Origin of the sequence: Sphingopyxis sp., from assembly GCF_050725615.1 — a bacterium.
Taxonomy (GTDB): Bacteria; Pseudomonadota; Alphaproteobacteria; order Sphingomonadales; family Sphingomonadaceae; genus Sphingopyxis.
This window is the reverse complement of record NZ_JBOHHU010000024.1, coordinates 1-14,495: the sequence shown is the minus strand read 5'-3', so window position 1 is coordinate 14,495 and position 14,495 is coordinate 1. Positions and strand designations below refer to the sequence as shown.

At 59.8% G+C, this 14,495-nt stretch carries 16 protein-coding genes and 3 pseudogenes; 15 read left to right on the top strand and 4 right to left on the bottom strand.

The window, feature by feature from the left end; genetic code table 11:
- The first annotated feature begins 4 nt into the window (after positions 1-4).
- The 9 genes and pseudogenes from ACREB7_RS07625 to ACREB7_RS07585 form a co-directional block, all read left to right on the top strand.
- Entirely contained in the window at positions 5-961 is a 957-nt protein-coding gene (locus ACREB7_RS07625) for an alpha/beta fold hydrolase (protein ID WP_381516409.1), read from the top strand.
- Between the two features lie 35 nt (positions 962-996).
- Positions 997-1,704 carry a TetR/AcrR family transcriptional regulator gene (locus ACREB7_RS07620; protein ID WP_431591683.1) on the top strand — a complete coding sequence of 236 codons (708 nt, stop codon included), beginning with the start codon at positions 997-999 and terminating at the stop codon, positions 1,702-1,704.
- Positions 1,705-2,566: 862 nt separating this feature from the next.
- Positions 2,567-3,433 (top strand): NAD(P)H-binding protein, encoded by an 867-nt coding sequence (locus ACREB7_RS07615; RefSeq protein WP_431591682.1) that lies wholly within the window; start codon positions 2,567-2,569, stop codon positions 3,431-3,433.
- Positions 3,434-3,435: 2 nt separating this feature from the next.
- Complete coding sequence (locus tag ACREB7_RS07610) at positions 3,436-3,882, top strand: nuclear transport factor 2 family protein (protein WP_431591681.1); 447 nt, start codon at positions 3,436-3,438, stop codon at positions 3,880-3,882.
- A 249-nt stretch (positions 3,883-4,131) separates the two neighbouring features.
- Positions 4,132-4,593: a (2Fe-2S)-binding protein gene (locus tag ACREB7_RS07605; protein WP_381516422.1), complete on the top strand. Its 462-nt coding sequence runs from the start codon at positions 4,132-4,134 to the stop codon at positions 4,591-4,593.
- Positions 4,590-6,854: a molybdopterin cofactor-binding domain-containing protein gene (locus ACREB7_RS07600; protein WP_431591680.1), complete on the top strand. Its 2,265-nt coding sequence runs from the start codon at positions 4,590-4,592 to the stop codon at positions 6,852-6,854. Before ACREB7_RS07605 ends, ACREB7_RS07600 begins: the two co-directional genes overlap by 4 nt.
- Before the next feature lie 102 nt (positions 6,855-6,956).
- Complete coding sequence (locus tag ACREB7_RS07595) at positions 6,957-7,805, top strand: XdhC family protein (protein ID WP_431591679.1); 849 nt, start codon at positions 6,957-6,959, stop codon at positions 7,803-7,805.
- A 23-nt stretch (positions 7,806-7,828) separates the two neighbouring features.
- A complete protein-coding gene (locus tag ACREB7_RS07590) occupies positions 7,829-8,449 on the top strand; it encodes a nucleotidyltransferase family protein (RefSeq protein ID WP_431591703.1) in 621 nt (206 codons plus the stop codon).
- Positions 8,450-8,715: 266 nt separating this feature from the next.
- Positions 8,716-8,799: pseudogene (locus tag ACREB7_RS07585) on the top strand (transposase); the annotation flags it as partial.
- Between the two features lie 34 nt (positions 8,800-8,833).
- Here ACREB7_RS07585 and ACREB7_RS07580 read toward each other — a convergent pair.
- A protein-coding gene (locus ACREB7_RS07580; protein ID WP_120218721.1) for an IS3 family transposase occupies positions 8,834-10,005 on the bottom strand; the annotation gives its coding sequence in 2 pieces (ribosomal slippage) (positions 8,834-9,741 and positions 9,741-10,005; 1,173 coding nt in all).
- A gap of 62 nt (positions 10,006-10,067) precedes the next feature.
- Positions 10,068-10,709: pseudogene (locus tag ACREB7_RS07575) on the bottom strand (conjugal transfer protein TraH); the annotation flags it as partial.
- A gap of 326 nt (positions 10,710-11,035) precedes the next feature.
- On the opposite strand from ACREB7_RS07575, the gene ACREB7_RS07570 reads away from it, so the two are divergent.
- Together ACREB7_RS07570 and vapC are read left to right on the top strand one after the other, a co-directional pair.
- The gene (locus ACREB7_RS07570; RefSeq protein WP_431591678.1) at positions 11,036-11,230 is read left to right on the top strand and encodes a type II toxin-antitoxin system VapB family antitoxin; all 195 of its coding nucleotides are present in this window, start codon (positions 11,036-11,038) and stop codon (positions 11,228-11,230) included.
- Positions 11,227-11,628: a type II toxin-antitoxin system VapC family toxin gene (gene vapC / locus ACREB7_RS07565; RefSeq protein WP_431591677.1), complete on the top strand. Its 402-nt coding sequence runs from the start codon at positions 11,227-11,229 to the stop codon at positions 11,626-11,628. Before ACREB7_RS07570 ends, vapC begins: the two co-directional genes overlap by 4 nt.
- A gap of 103 nt (positions 11,629-11,731) precedes the next feature.
- Here the strand turns inward: vapC and ACREB7_RS07560 are convergent, their stop codons facing one another.
- Positions 11,732-12,268, bottom strand: coding sequence for a hypothetical protein (locus tag ACREB7_RS07560; RefSeq protein WP_431591702.1), 537 nt, complete (start codon positions 12,266-12,268; stop codon positions 11,732-11,734).
- A 91-nt stretch (positions 12,269-12,359) separates the two neighbouring features.
- Between ACREB7_RS07560 and ACREB7_RS07555 the strand changes: the two genes are divergently transcribed.
- Both ACREB7_RS07555 and ACREB7_RS07550 read left to right on the top strand, forming a co-directional pair.
- Positions 12,360-12,611, top strand: a complete 252-nt coding sequence (locus ACREB7_RS07555) for an AbrB/MazE/SpoVT family DNA-binding domain-containing protein (RefSeq protein ID WP_431591676.1) — start codon at positions 12,360-12,362, stop codon at positions 12,609-12,611.
- Complete coding sequence (locus ACREB7_RS07550; RefSeq protein ID WP_431591675.1) at positions 12,608-13,006, top strand: type II toxin-antitoxin system VapC family toxin; 399 nt, start codon at positions 12,608-12,610, stop codon at positions 13,004-13,006. The genes ACREB7_RS07555 and ACREB7_RS07550 overlap by 4 nt, the downstream gene beginning before the upstream one ends.
- Before the next feature lie 32 nt (positions 13,007-13,038).
- Here ACREB7_RS07550 and ACREB7_RS07545 read toward each other — a convergent pair.
- Positions 13,039-13,209 (bottom strand): annotated as a pseudogene (locus ACREB7_RS07545) (conjugal transfer protein TraF); the annotation flags it as partial.
- A 110-nt stretch (positions 13,210-13,319) separates the two neighbouring features.
- Between ACREB7_RS07545 and ACREB7_RS07540 the strand changes: the two are divergent.
- The gene (locus ACREB7_RS07540; RefSeq protein WP_058457711.1) at positions 13,320-13,670 is read left to right on the top strand and encodes a transposase; all 351 of its coding nucleotides are present in this window, start codon (positions 13,320-13,322) and stop codon (positions 13,668-13,670) included.
- Positions 13,643-14,467, top strand: a complete 825-nt coding sequence (locus tag ACREB7_RS07535; protein WP_137868132.1) for an IS3 family transposase — start codon at positions 13,643-13,645, stop codon at positions 14,465-14,467. Before ACREB7_RS07540 ends, ACREB7_RS07535 begins: the two co-directional genes overlap by 28 nt.
- Positions 14,468-14,495 lie beyond the last annotated feature (28 nt).

The following is a 14,495-nucleotide window of genomic DNA, read 5'->3' as shown; positions in this document are numbered from 1 at the left end:
CATCGTGGGGCCGTATCGACTCAAGGACTTCGGCGGCCGGTTCCTCACCGGTGAACCCGTTCACGCTGAGGGCAAAATCTGGCCGGGGATCGGTGCCTATGTCGAGTGGTTCATACCCGAGCAGTCGCGGCCGGTGTCCGTGCTCTTCGTTCACGGAGGGGGCGGGCAAGGGTCCGAATTCCTGCGGACACCCGATGGTCGGCCTGGCTGGGCGCATAGCTTTCTGAGCGCGGGCTATCCGGTTTTTATCCTTGATCGCCCTGGACACGGGCGGTGCGCCTGGAACGAACGGATACTTGGCCCGGCGTTGCCGCTTCCGGACTATGGGTTCCTTTATCCTCGTTTTGTTGAACCGGCACGGCATGATCTCTGGCCCGAGGCGGCAAAGCATGATCGCTGGCCCAAGGATCCCCAGGCTGGCGACCGGTTTATGGCGAGCCAAGGTCCGATGGCGACTACGCTTGCGGCGAGCCAGCATCATGTCGAGGCAATCGCCGACCAACTGTTCGAATTGACCGGCCCTACGATCATCGTCAGTCATTCGGCCGGTGGTCCGTGCGGTTGGGCCCTAGCTGCCAAGGGCGGCGACAAGGTTGCGGGGATCCTCGCGATCGAGCCACTGGGCTATCCTGGGATGGTTCATCCACTCGGAACGTTTGAGAACGGTCTTTGTGCGGCGCCCTATGCCGGGACGGCCGATCCGTTCGAGCGACCCGTGGCAATCGTCACGGCCGAGGCAAGTTGGATGCGTGATGCCAATGCGCGCGCGGCCGCGTTCATTCGCGATCGCGGAAATATTTCTGAGCATATCCGCCTTGAAGAGCATGGCCTCGGGGGCAATGGACACATGCTGATGAGTGAGATAAACAGCGCAGCGATCGCGGATTTGCTTGTCGGATGGATCGAGCAGAACCTCCGCGGACAGGCTTCCCTTCCTGGCAGTGACGCCGTTCATGGCTAGAAAAGGGCTCGAACTTGAATTCGGAAAGAGTTGAGATGGATTCCAAGGCCACGGTCGCTGCAGAAAATGCAGTGAAGGGTGAGAAAAAGAAGCCGGCAAGGAAGCCTGGGCGTCCCAAGAATAACGGCAAACTGAAGGAAAAGATTCTGGACGCGGCGGAAATCGCCTTTGCCGAACGTGGCTATACCGGGATTAGCGTTCGTGACATTGCGGAACGCGCTGGTGTCAATCAGGGACTGATTCGCTATTATTTTGACACGAAAGAGCAGCTTTTCGACGAAGTATATAAACGGCGCGGCGGGCTGCTGTCCGGGCATCGTCACGTTTTGCTGGACCGGTTGCTCGAATCTGGTCAACCGCTTCAGGTAAAAGACATCATTCGGGCCTATCTCCAGCCTCAGTGGGATTTGAAACACAGCGGAGAGGCCGGCGCCGCGTTTGCGCAATTGCAGTCCCGCCTTCATTCGGAACCCGAAGAACATGCCCTGCGGCTTCGCAAGGAAGTCTATGATGCCTCGGTGAAGCGGTATGTCGATGTTCTGGCTCAGGCCCTTCCTAATCTGCCCCGACGGACGATCGGATTGCGGATGTCGTTCCTGGTCGGCACATATATGTTCATGTTGAATGATCTCGGGCGTATCGAGGATTTGACGGAAGGCAAGATCCACAATCTGTCGAAGGACGAGATGCTCGATAATATGGTGGCGTTCCTTGCGGCCGGGATGCAGTCTGATCCGCCCTGACTGGCTGCCGGGACGAAAAGAGAAGGCGCGTCCGCCTTGGAGCTGTCGGCTTTCCATGCGATCCAGTGGACGGCGTTGCGGGTGAATTGACCCGCTCCATTCTGTCTGGTCCAAAAAGCCTTGATGAATGCGAGCGTCTCCGGAAAGGGCTTGCAGCCGTGGCCTGATGGCGAGCGCCTCATCGAGCGTTCTGCCGGGAAAAGTCATGTTGATGTCTTGCGCGGCATCGTGCCGACCTAACGCAACCCGCGTTCATGTGATCGCAGGGTCTGAAACGATCAGCTATCTCAAGCGGGGATCCGGGAGCTGATCAGTGCAAATCGGCCCCTCTGCCTCCCGCTTTTGACGTGTCTGCAGCGCCGGCGGTCTGTGCCCAGATCGGCCCCATTGTTCCCGCCGAATGCATAAACGCCGCCGTGATCGGGCGCGACCCACGCGGCGCACGCTAAGCGCCGAAACATATTGCCCACGGGCTTTCAGTTCCGCGGCGGTTCGTCGCAGGAGGCGGGACCAGCGGCCGTCTTGAGGCGATCCAACGCCTGGCCAGAAATATTATACGAATATCTAATATATGTTCGTGCCGGATGTGTCGCACAGGGAAGTGGTAACATCCGCATTTGTAGCGGGTGGCGCAAAAAATTCGTCGGGTCGGCGACGGATTTGCGAGGTTCTTTGGCGCGGCTCTATGTCCTTTGGCGGAACTCTCTCTCGATCGCCCCGGATCGGTGGAGGCATCAAGGAATCGTTGACAGCGTCTATATTATACGAATATATAATTTATGAGTTCGACTTGGTTCGAAATTGGCGATCCAGCAAGCCGGGATTAAGAGCCGCGAAAACAGCCAGAGAACAGGAGGTGGGAATGAGCGGTATCTTGGTTACCAAGGCGACCGGAACAACGGGTAGGCACGTTGTAACCGGACTCGCGAAACGCGCCGTCACGGTTAAGGCCGGATCGAGAAATCCTTCATTCGCCGCACAAGAAAACATCGTCCCGCTGGCATTCGATTGGGAAAACCGCTCGACCTGGGCTCCCGCACTGGATGGAACCGACGCTATCTACCTTGTAAAGCCCGAGTCCGACGAGGTGACGCATATTGTCAAGGACTTCACGCGTCTGGCGGAGACGTCTGGCGCGACGAAGATCGTGCTGCTCTCGGAAATCGCAGCCGAGACGCGCGCTGACGACGCGCATGAGCGCCAGGTAGAGCGTGTTATCGAGCAGAGTAATCTCGACTACGCCATATTGCGGCCGAACTGGTTCATGCAGGACTTCATCGACGACCGCTTCTTCGGGAATCTGATCCGCGAAGACGGCGTCATTGTGATGACCACCGCGGGCGCGGCGACATCGTGGATCGATGCCAGGGATATTGCCGATGTTGCCGTGGAGCTCCTGCTCGGCGAGGCTTGCGGCAGGCAAGCACTCACATTGACCGGACCTGATGCGCTCACCCTCGACCAGCTCGCGGATCGCGTATCGGCAGTCGCCGGGGCGGTCGTCCGGCCCGTCGAAGAGACGACCGAGGCGGCAGAGGCACGGCTGCGAAGTGCAGGCGCGCCGGAGCAATTCATTGAGTATTTCTCCGACATAGGGCGCAGCATCATCAAGGGTGACACGGCCTTGGTAACCGACGTTGTCGCTAGTATCACCGGACACCCGCCGCACAGTCTCGACGAATTTCTGGCGGAACACGCATCGTTGCTCCGGCGAGCCGAGGGGGTATGATGATGGAGGTTTCGGTCGAAATGCAGCGCGCGCGCGAGAACGAAGCGTTGCTAAGGAGGCAGGTCGAGGCTTGGGCGCGCAACGACCTGGATGACCTCTTAACGCTCTACAACGAGGACATGGTCTATATAGACATACCATTCTCGGATCGGCCCGTGCGGGGCAAGCAAGCGTTTCGTGAGTATCTTGAAGGCTACAATGCACAGTTCGTTTCCGGAACCGTTCAGGTCGAATATACGAATATTGTTGCAAGCAGCACGGCCGTCGTGGGCGAATTGCGAGTCAAGGCTCGATATGTCGGCGAGGGAGCGCCCAATGGCGGTGCGGAAATCTCGTGGCGGGTCGTTTTGATCGACACCATCGTCGATGGCAAGGTGAGCACGGAGCACGCCCATTTCGACTCGATGGCCTTTGCTAAGGCTATCGAACAACGCGATCATGGGCTTTAGTCGATACCGAAGCGAGGTTTGAGCCACCTTAACTTTCGTGGCGCCGGGCGAAGGTTGCGGCCACGGTTGCTATGGGCGCGGCATCTTTCCACCGAGCCGCCGCCCAAATAATTATTCTTTTGTATAATTGCGTGGCAGTGCTATCGTTTTCGGATCGTCGATGCGCGGAAGTTGGTGTGCTTTCCTCTAACACTTTCAATGCCAGGCACACCAAGCCCTTCGTGCATCGCATGGGAGACGGGACGCAGGATGCTCGAAATTGAAGTGAATGGAACGAAGCACCGGCTCGATGTCGATCCGGCCGTGCCGCTGTTGTGGGTTTTGCGCGACAGCTTGGGACTCAAGGGGACCAAATTCGGATGCGGCGCAGGCTTGTGCGGCGCCTGCACGGTTCATGTCGATGGGGCCGCGGTGCGCAGCTGCGCCTATTCAGTCGGCCAGGCCGCTGGATCGAAAATCACTTCCATCGAGGGCCTCGGCGCGAGCAGCGAGCATCCCGTACAGGCGGCATGGCGCGAAGCGGGGGTGCCGCAATGCGGCTATTGTCAGCCTGGCATGATCATGGCCGCTGCCGCTTTCCTCAGAAACAATCCCTCCCCAAGCGATGAGGAGATTGCACAGGGTGTCACCAATATCTGCCGCTGCGGCACTTACAACCGCATCCGCAAGGCAATCCGCAGTGCGGCTCAGAGCGGGAGGGGCGGCCAGTGAAGGAACCTGTTCTCACGCGGCGAGGTTTCGTCACGGGCGCGCTGGTGACTGCGGCGGGCGTGAGTTTCACGCTCTCGCTCGCAGGCTGCAAGGACCGGACGAAGCTTCCCGATGATAGCGAACCGGGGGTCGAACTTCTCTCCTGGGTGGTGATCCATCGCGACAACAGCGTCACCTTGCGCGTGCCCCAAACCGAGATCGGGCAGGGGGTCTTGACGACGATCCCGCAAATGCTGGCCGAAGAACTCGAAGTGGATTGGTCCACACTAAAGAGCGAATTTTACGATCCGGCCGTTAACGCAACGCGGGGCAATGTCTACGTCTGGACGGCGGTCTTGAGCAGCCATTCCGCGCAGACCTTGTTCGAACCGACCCAGCGAGCGGGTGCACAGGTGCGGACTATGTTGATTCGCGCCGCGGCTGCGCGGCTGAAGGTGCCCGAAGTCGAGCTGGAAGCGGTCAAGGGGGCGATCCATCACAAGGCGTCTGGAAAGAAACTGAGTTATGCGTCAGTGGCGGAAGCAGCCGCGAAAATGCCGATTCCCGATCCGAAAACGGTGAAGCTGAAGGATGCAGCTGACCGGCAACTGGTCGGCAAGGCAATTCCGCGCCGTGATGTGGATGCCGCAATCCACGGTAAAATTACCTATGGCATTGATTTCGAACTGCCCGGTATGCGTTTTGCGGCCGCCCGCCAAAGTCCCACTTTCGGCGGAAAGCTGCGCAGCATCGACAAGAGCAGCATCAAAGACATGCCGGGCAATCCCAAAGTCGTCGAGATCAAGGGAGCCAAGGTCGGGTATAATGGGCCCGTTCCAGAAGGCGAGGATCCGGATGTCTGGGCGGCGCCGGTCAAGATGGATGATGCGGTGGCGGTCGTCGCCGACAGCTGGTGGCAGGCCAAAACCGCCCTCGATGCGCTGGCAATCGATTGGGACGCCGGTCCCCATGCGAAATTTTCAAGCGCAGAGTATCTGAAGACGCTTGCCAACCAGGCCCGGAGCGATGCCCCAGTGGTTGTCGAGGCTGGCGATGCCAGGAGCGCGCTTGCAAATGCGGCGAAGACACTGTCGGCGGAATATAGCTATCCCTATATGGATCCCGCGCCGCTGGAGCCGATGAACTGCAGCGCGTATGTCGATGGCGGAGAGGTTCATATTTGGACCAATAGCCAGTTTCCCGACGATGCCTGGCGCATCGCCCACAGCCTGGTCGGGGTGTCGCCCGACAAGGCGCATGTCCATATCCTCCCGGCCGGCGGGGGCTTTGGCCGGCGCCTGCAAAATGATTTTGTCCATCAGGCGGTGCAGATCGCGCTAGCCTGCAAGGGCACGCCCGTGAAACTGCTGCTCACACGCGAGGAGTGCGTGCGTAAGAGCTACTACGCGCCAATCACGGCGGCGCGCTTTGAAGCGGGGTTGGACGGCGCCGGCAACGTGACGGTCTGGACCTGTTCTGTCGCCAGCGGAACGTCGGCCGAGCAGAGCTATGGCGAAACGCGCTTTCCTTTCCAGCCGCCCAATGTCCGCTTTGCCTATAAGCGGAATCCCGACTCGCCGCTTCCGTTCGGTTGGATGCGGGGCGTCGGCTTCACCCAGCATCTTTGGATGAACTTCGGTTTCCTCGACGAACTGCGTCTGCTGACTGGCCGCGACGTCCCCGAATTCTACCGGTCGCTGCTCGATCCTTCCTATATTCCCGCCGATATAGAGGACCGCGACATCGCCGTTGCCCGGGTGAAGAATCACCTCAAGCTTCTCGATTTCGCGATCCAGAAAGGACGCTGGCACGCTCCGAAGGGGAGGGGACGCGGCCGCGGGCTCGCGGTAGGGGACACGAGCTACTATCCAAGCTATCCTTCGTCGACAAAGGCGGCGATCGTCGACGTCAGCTTGGACGAACAGGCCGGCCTGCGGGTCGACCATGTCTTTCTCGCAATCGACGCCGGCACCGTAATCAATCCCGATATCGTCCACGCCCAATTGGAGGGAGGGATCGCCTACGCCCTGACGACCGCACTCCATAGCGAGATTACGGTCGAGAATGGACAGGTGCAGCAAAGCAATTTCCATGATTATCCGATTCTGAAGCTTGACCGGATGCCCGCGGTTACGATTGAAATCCTGCCCTCAACTGAGCCGCCGGCCAGTATCGGCGAGGACGCAGTGCCGGTGACGATCGCGGCCTTGGTCAACGCGATCGCGGATGCCGGCGGCCCGCGTTTGCGCACTCTGCCCGTTGCCAAAATCCTGGCGAGTTGACGGAATGCGACGACAAATGTTGTCGCTTGAAAGGTCGGTCCCGGTTTCGAGTGCAAGCTCCTCCAAAATCGCACGGCCAGCGAAGAATGCAGGAAAGGAATGATGTCTTCCGACCACGCAGCCCTCGTTTATGCGGCAGACGCACCGGCCGCCTTGTGCACAATCATAGGGATCGACGGCAGCTTCTCGCGTCGGTGCGGCGCGCAACTCGCCATCGGCCGCGATGGTACGCTGGTAGGGGACTTGGCCGACAATTGTCTGCAGAATGAACTGGCGGGCCAGGCGAAAATTTCCGCGCGCGACGGGATCATAAAATTGCTGCGCTACGGAAAAGGATCGCCTTTCATCGACTTTCGTCTCCCTTGCGGGTCAGGCCTCGACATTCTGATTGATCCCGCTCCGCAAATGCAACATCTGTCGAAGTGCGTCGCCGATCTCGACGCACGCCGGGCGACCGCGCTGTCTTTAGCTGTTCCGGCCGCCGACGATCGCCATTTCTTGCGCATGAGACGCTACATTCCGCGGCTCCGGTTACTTGTCGTGGGAACTGGAGCGGAGTGTGAGGCGCTGCAACGGCAGGCCAAGGCAACAGGCGTCGAGGTCGAATGGCACGTGGCCGGTCAGCATTTTTCCTTGAATACGGTCCCCACCGGGATTTCAGCAGATCCCTGGACGGCGGTTCTTCTCCTGTTTCACGATCATGAATGGGAGCATCGCCTTCTCGCGTGGGCCCTTCACACGTCGGCCTTCTACATCGGTTGCCAGGGCGGGGCTCAGGCGCGCGCGCGACGGCTTGAGTCGCTGCGCGCCAATGGCTGGGACGATACAGCCCTGGTCCGCATCAACAGCCCCGTGGGGCTTGTGCCTCGAGCGCGCACGCCGGAAGTCTTGGCCTTATCGATACTATCGGAAGTGGTCGGCGCTTATGAAGCATTGCACCCCCATCCGTGAGCGACCGGCTTTGCATAGCCATCATGGCGGCCGGCATGGCCCGCCGTTTTGAAGGGCCCAAGCTTGACGTCGAATTTTCTTCAAAGCGCTTGGGACGCCATGCGGTGGATGCGGCTCTCGAGTTCGATACGAGGAACTTGGTCATTGTCGTCGGCGATACCTGCCCCAAATTTGCGAAAGAGGCCGAGGCAGAAGGTATCGCCAAGCTCCTCGGCAATCCGGAGGCTCGGCTCGGTCTGTCCGGGTCGATCGCGGTCGCCATGCGGCACGCCGTGGAGATAAATTGCGAAAAATTGCTACTTATGCTTGGCGATATGCCGTTTGTCACATCCGCGACACTGCGCCGTCTCGCCGACGCGGCTACCGTTGGCTGTCCGTCCGCAGCGAAATATCCAGACGGCAAGGCGGGCATTCCTGTCTGTTTGACGGTGGATCAGTTCGCGGAAATGCTGCCGCTGCTGCAGGGCGATCGCGGCATAGGATCCTATCTCAGCGCAAGGGCGCAATGCCTCAGAGTTGATGTGCCTGTGCATGAACTGAATGATATCGACACCCGAATGGACCTCGCGGCGTCCAAGGTCACGCCGTCATTTCGCTCGGAGCAATCGGGGATGGCCGTGCAGCACGGCAAAATTCGAAGCTGAATCAGCGATAAAATTCGCGCGCAGCGAGTCACGTTACCTGCTTCCGTCAGGCCGAATAGCCATTGTTTCTTGTGCGCTGCCTCGGCGCCTGTCAGGAAACCGCGCATAAAAGCTTAAGATGCCGTAACGGAGGGATGATGAAGTTTGACGTGCTTATCGTGGGCGCCGGGCATGGCGGCGCGCAGGTAGCGGTGGTGCTACTGACGTGACCCCCTGATTTTCCTCCAACAGTGATTAGAGTCCGGTCTTGAAGGAAGGACGGACAGATGAAGCGTTTGAGGTTTTCGGAAGAGCAGATCATCGGGGTGTTGAAGGAAGCGGAGGCGGGCGCGAAGACCGGCGAGCTGGCGTGACCGGCCCCCACCGAGTGGTCCGGGCTATATGTTAGTGCATTGACGCCTCCATCGCCAGTGTCGGCCGTAGGTGGAGCGAAGCGGAACCGGAGGGCGACACTGGCGATGGAACGGCCTCCGGCGCGGGTGGTCGGTATCCCAGCGAGCTGTGCGGCCGGACGGTGTTGTAATGTCGCCGCCAGGCCTCGATCAGGATCCGGGCCTCGGCGAGCGAGTAGAAGATTTCGCCGTTGAGCAGTTCATCACGCAGCGATCCGTTGAAGCTCTCGCAATAGCCATTCTCCCATGGTGATCCGGGCGTGATATACAGCGTCTTCACGCCGATCTGGGCGAGCCATTGCTGCACCGCCGTCGCGATAAACTCCGGGCCATTGTCGGACCGTATGTGCGCTGGTGGCCCACGCGTGACGAACAGCTCGGCGAGCGCCGCCAGAACGTCATCGCTCCTGAGCTTGCGTGCCACCGGCAACGCCAGGCACTCCCGGCTCGCCTCGTCGATGATCGAAAGGATCCGGTATTTGCGACCATCGTGGGTCCGCCCTTCGACGAAGTCGTAGGACCAGACATGGCCGGGATACTCGGGCCGAAGCCGGATGCACGATCCGTCGTTCAGCCAGAGCCGCCCGCGCTTCGGCTGCCTTTGCGGTACCTTCAGCCCCTCGCGCCGCCAGATGCGCTCGACCCGCTTGCGGTTCACATGCCACCCCGCATCGCGCAGCAACGCCGTCACCCGGCGATAGCCATAACGACCATATTGCCGGGCCAGCGCAATGATGTCCTCGGTCAGAGCTGCTTCGTCGTTCGCCCCGCGGGGCGCCTTGCGCTGTGTCGATCGATGTTGCCCGAGCACACGGCACAGCCGCCGCTCAGACACCGGCATCATCATTCTGATGTGATCGATACAGCGCCTTCGGCGCGCGGGGCTCAGAAGTTTCCCCGGGCAGCCTCCTGCAATATCAGCTTGTCCAGCGTCAGGTCCGATATCGCACGCCGAAGCCGCGCATTCTCTTTCTCCAAGTCCTTCATCCGCCGCGCCTGGTCGGTCTTCAGACCGCCATATTCCTTACGCCACCGATAATAGGTCTGTTCCGTAACGCCGATCCGGCGACACGCTTCAGCCGTCGTCGCCCCCTGCGCCAACACGACCTCCGCTTCACGCAGCTTGCCGATAATCTCTTCCGGGCGATGCTTCTTGGCCGGCATTCATATTCTCCTTCGTCATCCAAAATATCATCAATTTTGGACCACTCAGAAGGGGGCAGATCAACCTCGCGCGGGCAATTGGCGAGCGCGTCACGCAGATCCTCGGTCGGGTTGTTCTGGTTCGCCTGGATCTTCTCGCGGCTCTGCTGATAGCTTTTCGCATAGCCTTCCTTGATCGACTTGTAGCCAGTCATCTCCTCGATGATGCCGCTCATATTGCCGTCACCCCTGGCGATCTGGACCATGCGGTTGGCAAGCCGGCAGTCGTTGACCTGGATCGAATTCAGGTAATTGGTTGCTGCCTCCATCTTCGAGATGATGTTGCCCATCTTCTCGTCGAGCGTCTCGAGCAGATACTGGAACGCGACCGCGGGTGCCGCCTGCAATATGCTTTCGAGCTTCTGGACGAGATATTCGGGGTCGAGGAAGGACATGCCGCCGAGAAACATGTCGATCCCGCCGCAGCCGGCACGAACTTTCGGCAGCGTGATGCTCATCAGATAATCATTATGGACGTCGACGCGCCCCGAAAAGCCGCCGGCTGTCACATAGCCGCGCGCCTGGTCCTCGAAACTGCCGGGCGAGGTATAGGTCACATTGTCGAACCAATGCTCGGCCCAGCTCTGCGCGGCCGCTGGTGCCGATGATGTCGCCGCAACGAGAAAAGTCGCGGAAGCGTAGGAGAGGCGGCGGGCAAACAGCATGGGTGATCTCTCTGAAAAGCGGTTGAGGATATGCTGCCGCGTCCAGCGCGTGAGGGTTGGGCGCCTCGCAGAAATTGCCCGCCCCGCCACGAACTGAGGCAAGACTGGTCGATTGGGCATGGCCGCGGAGTTCCTCCACGCCGTGGTATGACATGCAGGCCCATCCGGAGCTTGAGTGCTGGATGGGCGTTCAAAAGCATCATCTCAACGGACGAAGCAGAGTAGAGCCTATCGTGGGCACGACAGTGCCGCTTTGTCTCAGGATGAGGGATTGCAATTCGCCAGCGCCTCACCTATGTGTATAGATATTGAAAAGGATACACATTATGCGGACGAACATTGTCATCGACGACAGGCTTATGGATGAGGCGTTGCGCGCAACTGGGCTTAAGACGAAGCGAGAAGCCGTCGAACTTGGTTTGCGCACGCTGCTTCGTCTTGGCAAGCAGCAGGATATCCGCAAGTTTCGAGGCAGACTCGCCTGGTCCGGCGATCTCGACGCCATGAGGACCGATGGATGATCTTGGTCGATTCCAGCGTCTGGATCGACTATTTTCGAGGTAGTGCTACCCCCCAGGCCGAACGGCTCGATATGTTACTCGGCAGTGAGCCGCTGCTTACTGGGGATATCATTCTGGCTGAAGTGTTACAGGGCTTTGGTAGCGACCGCGATTTCAATGTCGGATTGCGCTTGATGGGATCGCTTGACCAGATCGAAATCGGCGGCCGCGAAATTGCGATTCAGGCGGCACGAAACTTTCGGCATTTACGCGCCAAAGGCATCACTGTCCGCAAGACAATCGACACACTTATCGCTACCCGATGCATCGAGGATGGCATACAGCTTCTCTACAGCGACCGGGATTTTGATCCGTTCGCGGACTATCTTGGTCTCTGTTCGGTAATGGCGGACGAGTGAGCCAACCCTGCAAATCTGGAATGAAACTCCAATAATGCAAGGTTGATGGGAAGGCGAGTGCTAGGATTCCGCATCGCGGCGACCACATTTTCCCGCCATCAGTTCACCACTGCCTTTCTCGCGAAATACCCACGATCCGGGTGAACTTCGAAAGCGCGACGCCGACAGCGGGTCGAACCCCGGTCAGCATCTTCGCTGCGAGATAGAGGTTGCGCGCGAGATTCGGCGCATGGTCGGTGCCGATCGCGATCGGAATGATGCGGTTCTGGTCTGCGACGGGGCGCACCCAGGCGACGGGATGGCCAACCCAAGGCAAGCCGAGACGCCCCGAGCGCAGCATCGCTTCTTGCTCGCCGATCGCGCGAACCTCCCACCCGTAGCGGGATCGAAGGCCGGCAAGCTTGGTCCAGAGATCGCCGCAGGGAACGCAGGCAGACGCGGTACTCGTCTCGATCACGAAAATGTCGCGCTGACCTCGCAATGTCTGGGCAAGGTCTGGGGGGAAGGCGCGCGTTACGGGCACACGCCCGAGCCAGCTGTTCATCTCGGCTATGTTGGCGACCGGGTGAACTGCAGCTCGCGCAGCATCCTCGCGATTGATGGTCTGGGCATTGGCTGGCGGGCCGAACAGGTTCATCATGCTTAGCAGGACGAGGATGCTGCCCTGCCTGAACCAATCTTGCGAGTAAGGTTGTTTTGCCTTACATTGGATGGCTGAAAGGATAGTTTGCATGAACGCCGTCACGATCACGACGAAAGGGCAGATCACCCTGCGGAAGGAATTGCTCCGGCATCTCGGCGTCCATCCCGGCGACAAGATCAGTCTCGACAAGCTGCCCGATGGTCGGATTGCGATCCGGCCTTTGACGAGAACCGGTAAGATTTCGGATATTTTCGGTATGCTCAAACGAGAAGGCCAGCCGGCGATCTCGATCGAGGAGATGAACGAGATCATCGCAAAAGGGTGGGCCGGCGAACGATGAAAATCATTGCGGACACCAACATCCTCGTTCGCGCGATCGCAGATGACGACATGGTCCAGAGTCCCATAGCCAAGGCCCAACTTGATGAGGCTGAACTGGTCGCCCTTACATTGCCGGCGCTTTGCGAGCTCTGCTGGGTATTTCTTCGCGGGTACAAAGTCAGCCGGCATGAGATGGCCGAGACGATCCGCGTGCTGGTCTCCGCCAGCAATGTGAAGGTGGATGGGCAAGCGGTCGAAGCGGGGCTCGCCATGCTGGACGAGGGGGGAGACTTTGCCGACGGGGTTATCGCTCATGACGGCCAATGGCTCGGCGGCGATACATTCGTCAGTTTCGACCGGGACGCCATCGGTCTGCTGCAGAAGCACGGGCAGGCTGCAATCATCCCAGCTTGAACACGCAATCTGTTCGGCTGTTCGTACCGCTGTCACTGCTGCGGCCCCATGTTGGCCCCGACAAGGTCGCCGCCGAGCGCGCGCGGATCGGTGGCCGATACCGGTCCGTTCGACAGCGCGTCGAAGAAGCCGTTTTCCTCGCCCGCGCCGGTCAGGAATTGCTCCGGCCTGATATCGCCAAGAAGAAGACGCACCGCCTGATAGGTGTGTCAAACGGCGTTCAAAAGGGACCCCCTATTGGAGTGGGCCCCTCGGGCCGGACAAGGAAGCATAGTTGGATTGACCGTGTAGCCGGGCTTTTGGAGAAGAGCCCATGGCAAGACACCGATCCCATAGCGTCGAGTTCAAGCGTCAGGTCGCGCAGGAGTTTCTGAGCGGCGAGACGCTTCACGCCCTTGCCAAGCGGCACGATATTTCCCGGCAGTTGATCCGCATCTGGGTGGAGAAGTACGAGGCCGGCGCCCTTGATGAAGATGCGCGAGCGGCAGATCTGATCCAGGAATATGAGGCCCGGATTGCCGCACTCGAACGCCTTGTCGGCAAACAGGCGCTGGAACTGGAGTTTTTAAAGGGGGCTCTTCGCGACGCACCGCGGCCGAGAAGCGCCAGTACATCCGTGATCACCGGCCCGGCGGGATGTCGATCGCGCGAGGATGTCGGCTGATGGGCATCGCAAGATCGACATTCTACCACGTGCCGACCGAGCGGATCGGCGATGCTGAACTCCTGACTGCTATCGCGGCGATCTGCGATGAGTTCGAAGCCTATGGCTGGCGCCGCGTGCAGGCCGCGCTTCGCCATCAGGGCGTGATCGCCAACCACAAGCGGATCAAGCGATTGATGCGCGAGCATGGCCTGCAACCGCGCCGCCGCAGGCGCTATACCGCAACCACCGACAGCGACCATGACCTGCCAGTCTTTCCGGATCACTCGAAGGACATGATCCTCGATGGCCCCGATCAGCTCTGGGTGGCGGACCTGACCTATGTCGCCATCATCGGTGGTTTTGCTTATGTCGCGATCATCCTCGACGCCTGGTCGCGCCGCGTGGTCGGCTATGCCATCGGGAGGTCGATTGACGCCCGGCTCGCCGTGGCGGCGCTGAAAGTGGCGATCGAACGACGGCGCCCGCGATCAGGATGCGTGCATCATTCTGACCGCGGGAGCCAATACGCATCCCGCATCTATCGAGCGATGCTCGCCGATCATGGGATGGTCGGCTCGATGAGCCGGCGGGGCAACCCCTATGACAATGCCAAGGCGGAAAGCTTCATGAAGACGCTCAAGGTCGAGGCGGTTTACCCCATGGCGTTCGAAACCTTCGATGATGTCGCCGGCCAGCTTCCCAGGTTCATCGACGACATCTATAATCAACGCAGATTACATTCCGCGCTCGGCTATGTCAGCCCTGCGCAGTTCGAGCAGCAACACTCCCGGCCCATGGTCAAATCAGCTGCGTGACCCTGTCCGGCCCGAGGGGCCCACTCCA

Excerpts from the sequence above, each read along its gene's own strand:
- ACREB7_RS07590 (WP_431591703.1), top strand. The coding sequence starts at position 7,829 with ATGGCGGCCGGCATGGCCCGCCGTTTTGAAGGGCCCAAGCTTGACGTC.
- ACREB7_RS07595 (WP_431591679.1), top strand. The coding sequence starts at position 6,957 with ATGTCTTCCGACCACGCAGCCCTCGTTTATGCGGCAGACGCACCGGCC.
- ACREB7_RS07550 (WP_431591675.1), top strand. The coding sequence starts at position 12,608 with ATGAAAATCATTGCGGACACCAACATCCTCGTTCGCGCGATCGCAGAT.
- ACREB7_RS07605 (WP_381516422.1), top strand. The coding sequence starts at position 4,132 with ATGCTCGAAATTGAAGTGAATGGAACGAAGCACCGGCTCGATGTCGAT.
- ACREB7_RS07610 (WP_431591681.1), top strand. The coding sequence starts at position 3,436 with ATGGAGGTTTCGGTCGAAATGCAGCGCGCGCGCGAGAACGAAGCGTTG.
- ACREB7_RS07560 (WP_431591702.1), bottom strand. The coding sequence starts at position 12,268 with ATGATGAACCTGTTCGGCCCGCCAGCCAATGCCCAGACCATCAATCGC.
- ACREB7_RS07570 (WP_431591678.1), top strand. The coding sequence starts at position 11,036 with ATGCGGACGAACATTGTCATCGACGACAGGCTTATGGATGAGGCGTTG.
- ACREB7_RS07555 (WP_431591676.1), top strand. The coding sequence starts at position 12,360 with ATGAACGCCGTCACGATCACGACGAAAGGGCAGATCACCCTGCGGAAG.
- ACREB7_RS07535 (WP_137868132.1), top strand. The coding sequence starts at position 13,643 with ATGTCGATCGCGCGAGGATGTCGGCTGATGGGCATCGCAAGATCGACA.
- ACREB7_RS07540 (WP_058457711.1), top strand. The coding sequence starts at position 13,320 with ATGGCAAGACACCGATCCCATAGCGTCGAGTTCAAGCGTCAGGTCGCG.
- vapC (WP_431591677.1), top strand. The coding sequence starts at position 11,227 with ATGATCTTGGTCGATTCCAGCGTCTGGATCGACTATTTTCGAGGTAGT.
- ACREB7_RS07620 (WP_431591683.1), top strand. The coding sequence starts at position 997 with ATGGATTCCAAGGCCACGGTCGCTGCAGAAAATGCAGTGAAGGGTGAG.
- ACREB7_RS07615 (WP_431591682.1), top strand. The coding sequence starts at position 2,567 with ATGAGCGGTATCTTGGTTACCAAGGCGACCGGAACAACGGGTAGGCAC.